2 protein-coding genes are annotated in these 2,684 nt (G+C 72.9%); both read right to left on the reverse strand.

Annotated elements, in window-relative coordinates:
- The coding region (locus tag VFZ20_RS22095; protein ID WP_329686118.1) for a putative ABC exporter domain-containing protein at positions 1-1,541 on the reverse strand (1,541 nt) is incomplete at its 3' end.
- Positions 1,538-2,356, reverse strand: a complete 819-nt coding sequence (locus tag VFZ20_RS22100; RefSeq protein WP_329686119.1) for an ABC transporter ATP-binding protein — start codon at positions 2,354-2,356, stop codon at positions 1,538-1,540. The genes VFZ20_RS22095 and VFZ20_RS22100, both read right to left, overlap by 4 nt.
- Positions 2,357-2,684: the final 328 nt, after the last annotated feature.

The following is a 2,684-nucleotide window of genomic DNA, read 5'->3' on the forward strand; positions in this document are numbered from 1 at the left end:
AGCACCACGCCGGCGGCGGCGGCCAGGGAGCCGCCCAGCCAGCTGCCCAGCACGGCCACGCCGGCGGCCGCGAGGGCCACCAGCCCCAGCACGATCAGCTTGAACAGCAGCTTGACGATCTGCTTGCCCATGAAGGCGTTCTGCTGGCCGCCGTCCGCCTGCGTGCGCGTGGGAAAGAGCAGGAAGAGCCAGTTCTCCAGCGTTACCGCCAGCCACGCGACGGGGATGGCGCCCACGGCGGCCAGGATGGCGAACTCCGGCCGCACGCGCCAGTCCGCCAGGGCCGCCGCGCCCACCAGCAGCGCCACGTTCACGAGGGCGATGATGGCCGCGGAGGTGAACACCTGGCCCACGGCCACGGCCAGGGGGCGCACGGGGAGCGAGCGCAGGTACGCCATCCGCTCCAGATCGCGGCGAAAGTCGATGGCGAACCCGCCGCTGGCCAGCAGGGGAAAGACGATGACGAGCACCACCAGCGTGATCCCCAGCCGGCCCATGGCGTCGTTCATCACGCTGGGCATGACGATCACGTAGAAGAACGCCAGCACGGCCGTGAACAGCAGGCTCCACAGCGTCCGCAGGCCCCGCCCCAGCTCGTACACCTGCCGCCGCGCCAGGGGTGCCGCGGGCCCCAGGAAGCCGAACGCGGGCACCCGCAGGCGCCGCCGCGCCGGCGCCGCCGCGCCAAAGCCCGCGCGGCTGGCCCGCATTCGCCGCAGCCGCTCGAACCGCCTGGCGCTGGACACCAGCGACCGCTCGCGAAAGTCCACGTCCATGGCCAGCGTCGCCGCCGCCGTGATGCCGATGAGCCCCGCGCAGGCCGCCATCCACGCCAGCGCCTCGCCCCAGGTGCGCGCGGCAAAGGCCTCGCCCAGGGGGCGCGTGGGCAGCGTGACCACGCGCATCCACGTGCTGGCGAACGCCTCGCCCACGGCGTCGCCCAGGCCCACGGCCTGCGTGCGCCGGTAGAAGGCGAAGGCCGCCGCGACGGCCCCCAGCGCCAGCACGGGCCTGGCCACGGTGCGCGCGCGGGGCGGCAGGCGGTCGCCCAGGGCCAGCTTGGCCAGGCCCACCAGGCTCGTGAGGACGAACAGGTAGGTCATCGCCAGCACGCCCGTGGCCAGCGACGCCAGGGGATGGATGGCCGCGCGCATGCCCATCAGCCCCACCCACAGCCCGCTGAGCGCCTGCACCCATCCGCTGCGCACCACCTGGTACAGCAGCAGCTCGCGTCGCGTGAGGGGCGCGGGAAACAGGAACTGCACCTCGTGCGGCCAGAAGAACGGCGCGTCGGCGGCCAGCAGCGACGGCACCAGCAGCACCATCAGCGCCACGGAGACCATCATCACGGTGCCGCCGTGGTCGCGCGACGGGGTGCGGTCCATCAGCACCGCCATCACCTGCGTGCCGATGAGCACCACGAACAGCAGCACGCCAAAGACGGTGGAGACAAAGCCGCGCAGCGTGCGCATCCGCCGTCCCGTCCGCCGAAAGAAGCCGCGTACGGACGCCCGCAGCAGGAACCGCAGCCCGGGGTTCACGCCACGGCCTCCGCCCGCGGGTCCGCCGACGGCGCGGCGTCGGACGCGTGTCCCTCCGTCACGTGAAAGAAGATGTCCTCCAGCGACGCGCCGGCGCCCACCTCGTCGGCGTAGCGGTCCCGCAGCGCGTCGCGGCTGCCGTGAAAGAGCAGCTGTCCCTGGCGCACGATGAGGAACGACGTGCACAGGCCCTCGATCTGTCCCAGCAGGTGCGACGAGAGCATGACGGCCGCGCCCGCCGCCGCGCGCCGGCGCAGGGCGTCGTACAGCGTGCGGATACCGCGCGGGTCCAGCCCCGTCAGCGGCTCGTCCAGCAGCAGGGCCTGCGGCTCGTGCAGCAGCGCGCTGGCCACGGCCACCTTTTGCCGCATCCCCTTGGACAGCTCGTCGGCCATGCTGTCGCGGCGGTCCAGCAGCTCCAGCTCCGTCAGCAGCCGTTCCGCCGCGGGCTGCCAGTCGCGCACGCCGTACACGCGCGCCGTGAAGTCCATGTGCTCCCACACCGTTAGGCTGGCGAACAGCTGCGGCTCGTCGGGGATGAGCGCCAGCAGGCGCTTGGCGGCGATGGCGTCGCGCTCCACGTCGTGCCCGGCAATGCGCACGGTGCCCGAGGTGGGCGGATGGATGCCGGCCAGGGCGCGCAGGGTGGTGGTCTTTCCCGCCCCGTTGGGCCCCACCAGCCCCAGGATCTCGCCGCCGCGGACGGTAAAGGTGAGCCGGTCCACGGCCGTGCGGCCCTCGTAGCGCTTGGTGAGCTCCTGGACTTCGATCATGCGGGCGGGGCGGATGGGGGAGATGCGGCGTGCTGCGTCCACGGAATATGCTCCGCGACTCCGCCCGCTGCAACGCGCGGCGCCCGTCCGGGGATGGGAATCCGATGCGGATGCGCATCCGCTGAAACTCGCGGCGATGGGCGCCCGTATGCATCGGGGCGCCGCACTGATGCGCGCGGCATCCACCGAGAGCGACCCGGAGAAACACCATGATCACGCTTGCCATCGCCGTGGCCGCCGCGGCGTTCGGATACATCCAGACCCGTTCGTTCGTCCGCCGCCGCCTGGCCTACGTCGACGCCGTGCAGGGCATGGCCGCGCCGTTCATCGCGGGCCTGGTGACCCTTGCCGTGGCGCTGCCCGTGGCGGG

Origin of the sequence: Longimicrobium sp. (assembly GCF_036280135.1) — a bacterium.
GTDB lineage: Bacteria > Gemmatimonadota > Gemmatimonadetes > Longimicrobiales > Longimicrobiaceae > Longimicrobium.